The following is a 5,145-nucleotide window of genomic DNA, read 5'->3' as shown; positions in this document are numbered from 1 at the left end:
GTGGGCGCGGGCGCGTCCGCGTTCGACAATGCGGGCACCGCGCTCGAAGCGGGCGCCGCGCGCGTCGACCTGTTCTTCCGCCGCGCGGACATTCCACGCATCAACAAGCTGACAGGCATCGGCAGCCCGGGCCTCGTGCACGGCTACGCCGATCTCGACGACGCGACGAAGTGGCGCTTCATGCACTACGCGCTGACGTCGCAGACGCCGCCACCGCGCGACAGCGTGCTGCGCGTGTCGCGCCACGAGCATGCGCACTTTCATGCGGGCAGCCCGATCGAGACGCTCGCCGAACACGCGGACGGTCTCGATGTGACGACACCGCGCGGGCGTTACACCGTCGACTTCCTGATCTTCGCGACCGGCTTTCATTCAGACTGGACGACCCGCGCGGAATTCGCGTCGTTCGGCGCGCAGGTGCGGCGCTGGAAGGATCGCTATCGACCGGAACCGAGCACGTGGCTCGACGAGCTCGCCGAATCGCCCGATCTCGGCCCCGCGTTCGCGTTCCAGGAGCGCGAGCCCGGCGCGTGCGCGGCCATCACGCGGATCCACTGCTTCAACCACGCGGCGAGCCTGAGCCACGGCAAGCTGTCCGGCGATATCCCGGCCATTAGCGCGGGCGCGCAGCGGCTCGCGCGCGGCATCGCGAGCCGGCTGTTCGACGCCGACCGCGACCGCCACTACGACGCGCTCGTCGCGTATGCCAATGCGGAACTGCAAGGCGACGAATGGCGCGACGCCGATGCGTAAGCGCGCGTCCATCGATCATATCGACGACGAAGGGAACCCGAAAGATGACTGAATCCATCACGCCGGCCGATGTGCCGGACACGATCGACGCGATCGCCGGCCTGCGCGACGGTGACACGGTCGCCGCACTGCGCCGCGCGCGCGACAAGGTGCTGCTGCATACGCGGCTGAGCGAAGCTGCATTGTTCGATCCCGCGTTGCCGGATCTTTCGTTGATCGAACGATTGCATGCGGCGCGGTATGTTGCGGAAAAATCAAACGCACGCATGCTGGCAGACACCTATCGCGCACGATTGCTCGACGCAGGCGGCACGCTCGACGACATCGCACGCGCGGACGCCGATGCGTTCGACGCGCTGCCCCGCCGTATCGGCGCGATCCTGGCGCATGCACGCCTGCTGACGTACGCCCCGGTCGTTGCGCGCCCATCCGACCTCGATACGCTGAAGTCGGCCGGACTCACGACGCCCGCGATCGTCGCGCTGTCGCAGCTCGTGGCGTTCGTCGCGTATCAATTGCGTGTCGGCGTCGCCGCGCAAGCGCTTCAGGCACGTGCCGCCACGGAGGCCGCATGACGACGACCGCCCACGGCTTCACGTCCGACACGCTAGGCTGGCGTGCGTGGCTCGACACCGTTTCGCTCGATGCCGCGACGCCCGATCAGCTAGCCGTGCTCGAAGCAAGCCACCCGCACGCGAAGACCTCCGACTATTACCTGCTGCTCGTCCATCTTCCCGAGATCCTGCGGCAACGCTCGGGCGTGTTCAACGCGATCATGTACGGCCCGGGCGGGCTGTCGCGCGCGGAGCGCGAACTGGCCAGCACGGCCGTGTCGCGCGTGAACGGCTGCGTATATTGCGCGTCCGTGCATGCGCAGCGCTTCGCACAACTCGCGAAACGCACCGACGCGATCGAGCAGGTATTCGACGATCCGGCGACGGCCGGCACGACGGCGCGCGAGCGCGCGATCGTCCGCTACGCGATCGCGCTGACGGAGCGGCCCGATACGGTCGACGCGCACGATATCGCCGCGCTGGAAGCCGAAGGGCTGACACATGAGGAAATTCTCGACCTGTCGCACGCGGTCGCGATCTTCGCGTGGGCAAACCGGTTGATGCTGACGCTGGGCGAGCCGGTGTTTCCGGAGCCGGCGGCCCACGCCTGACCCTGCCGCGCGATTCACCACCTGAGCCGACGGAAACCGGCGCACGAAGCTGCGCCGGCCCCACGCTCGCGAGGTTCATCCACGCTCAGGGATGGCGAGCGTTCGGCATGCCCGTCAGAACACGCCCGGAATCAGCCGGTACCGAACCTGCGCCCGGTACGCACGATAATCCGCGTCGTCCGACAACAGGCGCTCCTCGAGCAGGATTCTCCCGATCTGCAACACCATCCAGACGCCGATCGTGATCAGGTTTCGGGTACTGAAGTTGGCGAGCAGGAAACCGATTTCAGACAACAGGTAACCGGCGTAGATCGGGTGACGCACGAAGCGGTACGCACCGGTCGAGACGACGCCCCGGTTCGCCGGCAGCAGACCGAATGAGCGCCCCAGCGACAGCTTTGCGAACAATTGCAATGCAATCCCGGCAACTTGCCACGCGCCCCCGGCCCACTCCGGAATCAGTTGCGTGCCGGCGGTCAGCTGATACGCAAGGCAATAGAACGAACCGCCGAGCGAAAAAAACACCGCGACGGGATGCCAGTCGCGCCGCCTCGGCAAGTTCGCAAACGCCGACAATCCAACGGTCAGTACGGCGGAGACCAACAGCAGGATCAGCGTGATCCGGCTCGTATCCAGTCGCCACTGCAAAAAGAGCATGTAGGCAAACACGCCCAGCACCGTCACCGACGACACGCGAGCGCCAAGCTCGATCAGACTGATCCCCTCCGATTCCTCTCGTACAGCCGTAGCGTGTACTGCCGGCGTACTTGACGTGCCCGTTCCCCGTCCCCCTGCGTCCTCTATCGCCTGTGCCATGTTATTGATCTGTAATTTATTAAGGGCTTTTTGTATTACTTTGTATTACCGATTCAGACTAGCATGCCCGATCGATCAACGAGGGCCAAAGTTTTGACTTTCTGACGTGAATTAGCGTAAATCCCGAGCCATCGGTCAAATAGGGATACCGAAGCAAGATGGCGCGCTGCCGGCCCGGCGGTTCGTGGCTCGTATCGCGCGTCGCGCGGACAGGATCATCTCGGTCGTGCGGCAAACGATTGGCTGGTACGCCGAGTGCAACCGGTCCGCTTTCAGCTAGCCATGTCGCGATCGAAATGGAATTCGGACAACGGCGCGACGCGGCACCTTTCGCGCCGGCCGCTTTGATTCGCAGCCGCTACGTGGCCAATCTATCCGCGGCCGGGCCCTTCGGCAGCAACGAGGTCCGCTCGGCCCCGCCCCCGTCACGCCTTGTGCGTCGACAGCAGAATGCTCGTCTCGGTATTCGCGATCCCGTCGATCAGCCGGATCGCGCCGAGCACGCGATCGAAGTGCTCGAGCGAATCGGCATGCAGCTCGGCGACGAGATCCCAGCGCCCGTTGGTGCTGTGGATCGACGCGACGTTCGGATGCCCGCGCAGCACCTTCACCACTTCCGCGCCGCGATTGCCCTGCACGGCGATCGACATCAGCGCGCGGATCCGGTGCCGTTCCGCCGCCGGCTTGAGCCGCACCGTATAGCCGACGATCACGCCGTTCTTCTCCAGCCGCGTCAGCCGGTTCTGCACGGTCGCCCTTGCGACGCGCAATTCCTTCGCCAGCGCGACGACGGGCAGTCGCGCGTTGTCGCGCAGCAGCGCGATGAGCTGCCGGTCGACGTCGTCGAGCGTGATCATGGACGGGCCTTCCTGTTGAACGTGAACCGGCCGCCAGCGTGCCGGAAGCTGTGCATTCCGACCAGCGAGAACTGGTCAAACTGCCGGATCAGGCTGGCAATTTGCCAAGTCTATCGATAAATCTGCCACTTTTGCTGTCTTTTTGTTGGCTCGACTCGCGGAAATAATGACCCTATCGACCGGCGGGACAGGCCGCACCGCCGCTTTCCAGGAAGCCGGGACGCGCGCCGACGCGCCGCCAGGTCGACCAGAACGCCAGGGACACCCGTACCGGCACTGAGTAATTGCAAAGCATGGGACCCGAGTAAGCGCTAAAGCGCTAACTCGGGTCGACAGGAGACAAACATATGACCCGCTTCCTCGACGTTCCCGCCACCGCCCGACTGATCGCGACGACCGGCGTCACGACGTTCCTCCGCGAGCTCGTCGACACGCTGCGCGCCGATTACCTGCACTGGGCCGATTTCGACAAATCGCCGCGCGTCGCGTGCCACTCGCGCGACGGCGTGATCGAACTGATGCCCGTCGCGAACGCGTCGCTGTTCGCGTTCAAGTACGTGAACGGCCACCCCGTCAACGCCGCGCGCGGCATGCACACGGTGATGGCGTTCGGCGCGCTCGCCGAAGTCGATACCGGCTACCCGCTGCTGCTCGCCGAACTCACGCTGACCACCGCGCTGCGCACGGCCGCCACGTCGGTGCTCGCCGCGCAGGCACTGGCACGTCCCGACTCGCGCACGATGGCGCTGATCGGCAACGGCGCACAGAGCGAATTCCAGGCGATCGCGTTCCACACGCTGCTCGGCATCGACGAAATCCGCGTGTTCGACGTCGATCCGCGCGCGACCGACAAGCTCGTGCAGAACCTCGCCGCGTACCCGGCGCTGCGCGTCGTGCGTGCCGCGTCGACCGCCGACGCCGTGCGCGGCGCCGACATCGTGACGACCGTCACCGCCGACAAGGCGTACGCGACGATCGTCACGGCCGACATGATCGAGCCCGGCATGCACCTGAACGCCGTGGGCGGCGATTGCCCGGGCAAGACCGAACTCGAAGCAGGCGTGCTGCATGCAGGCAGCGTGTTCGTCGAATTCGAGCCGCAATCGCGCATCGAGGGCGAGATCCAGCAGATGCCGGCCGACTTCCCCGTCACCGAGCTGTGGCGCGTGCTGCAGGGCGAGACGACCGGCCGCGCGCGCGCGGATGAAGTCACGGTATTCGACTCGGTCGGCTTCGCGCTCGAGGACTACTCGGCGCTGCGCTATCTGTATGCGCTCGCGCAGCAGCACAACGCAGGCGTTGAGATCGCGCTGATTCCGCCGGCCGTCGACCCGAAGAACCTGTTCGCGCTGATCGACGACCCGGCCGCGATCGCGCAGGGTCACGCGGCGTACGTCACCGAAGCCGTCGCCGCGTTCGCGCGCTGACCGCGATGCCCGGGCGGCACGCACGCCGCCCGGTTTCCAGCCTTTCGTCCTTGCCTTCCATGAATCTCGTATCGATCCAGGCACCGGCCGCCGTCGTGATGATCCGGCCGCACCGCTTCCTGCCGAA

5 protein-coding genes and 1 pseudogene are annotated in these 5,145 nt (G+C 65.9%); 4 read left to right on the top strand and 2 right to left on the bottom strand.

Annotated elements, in window-relative coordinates:
* From JYJ84_RS27925 to JYJ84_RS27915, 3 genes and pseudogenes are all read left to right on the top strand, one after another.
* Positions 1-753, top strand: a pseudogene (locus tag JYJ84_RS27925) (FAD-dependent oxidoreductase); the annotation flags it as partial.
* 44 nt (positions 754-797) lie between these two features.
* Positions 798-1,328: a CMD domain-containing protein gene (locus JYJ84_RS27920; protein WP_175219369.1), complete on the top strand. Its 531-nt coding sequence runs from the start codon at positions 798-800 to the stop codon at positions 1,326-1,328.
* Positions 1,325-1,918 carry a peroxidase-related enzyme gene (locus JYJ84_RS27915; RefSeq protein WP_175219367.1) on the top strand — a complete coding sequence of 198 codons (594 nt, stop codon included), beginning with the start codon at positions 1,325-1,327 and terminating at the stop codon, positions 1,916-1,918. The genes JYJ84_RS27920 and JYJ84_RS27915 overlap by 4 nt, the downstream gene beginning before the upstream one ends.
* Positions 1,919-2,032: 114 nt before the next feature.
* Here the strand turns inward: JYJ84_RS27915 and JYJ84_RS27910 are convergent, their stop codons facing one another.
* Positions 2,033-2,575: an isoprenylcysteine carboxylmethyltransferase family protein gene (locus JYJ84_RS27910; protein ID WP_236027204.1), complete on the bottom strand. Its 543-nt coding sequence runs from the start codon at positions 2,573-2,575 to the stop codon at positions 2,033-2,035.
* A 584-nt stretch (positions 2,576-3,159) separates the two neighbouring features.
* On the bottom strand, positions 3,160-3,591 hold the full coding sequence (locus tag JYJ84_RS27905) for an Lrp/AsnC family transcriptional regulator (protein WP_006479718.1): 432 nt from the start codon (positions 3,589-3,591) through the stop codon (positions 3,160-3,162).
* A gap of 347 nt (positions 3,592-3,938) precedes the next feature.
* On the opposite strand from JYJ84_RS27905, the gene JYJ84_RS27900 reads away from it, so the two are divergent.
* A complete protein-coding gene (locus tag JYJ84_RS27900; RefSeq protein WP_122948925.1) occupies positions 3,939-5,018 on the top strand; it encodes an ornithine cyclodeaminase in 1,080 nt (359 codons plus the stop codon).
* Positions 5,019-5,145 lie beyond the last annotated feature (127 nt).

It is taken from the genome of Burkholderia sp. LMG 13014 (assembly GCF_905232215.1).
Taxonomy (GTDB): domain Bacteria; phylum Pseudomonadota; class Gammaproteobacteria; order Burkholderiales; family Burkholderiaceae; genus Burkholderia.
The sequence above is the reverse complement of the archived record's forward strand: the minus strand, read 5'-3'. Positions and strand labels throughout refer to the sequence as shown.